The organism is Pseudomonas sp. SIMBA_068 (genome assembly GCF_046534705.1).
GTDB classification, from domain to species: domain Bacteria; phylum Pseudomonadota; class Gammaproteobacteria; order Pseudomonadales; family Pseudomonadaceae; genus Aquipseudomonas; species Aquipseudomonas putida.
In genome coordinates this window covers 1-230 of the sequence record NZ_JAWRYI010001848.1, presented here as the reverse complement: position 1 = coordinate 230, position 230 = coordinate 1, and the positions used below count along the sequence as shown (strand labels likewise).

Below are 230 nucleotides of genomic sequence, written 5' to 3'. Positions count from 1 at the left end.
AGGCGATGTTGCCGATCTGCTCGACCATCAGGATCACCACGTCGGCGTCACAGTCGAGGCGTATCTCGTGCAGGGTTTGCACATGGCCGGACTCTTCGCCCTTACGCCACAGTTTGCCACGCGAACGTGACCAGTAAATAGCGCGCTGCTCAGCGGCGGTGAGGCTCAGGGCCTCGCGGTTCATCCAGGCCATCATCAGCACGCGCCCGGTCTTGTAGTCCTGGGCGATG

Annotated in this window: 1 protein-coding gene; it reads right to left on the bottom strand. The window is 62.2% G+C overall.

Features of this window, described 5'->3' with window-relative positions; translation table 11 throughout:
* A partial coding sequence (locus SB756_RS36165) for a phosphoribosyl-AMP cyclohydrolase (protein ID WP_410914069.1) occupies positions 1-229 on the bottom strand: 229 nt, incomplete at its 3' end.
* Position 230 lies beyond the last annotated feature (1 nt).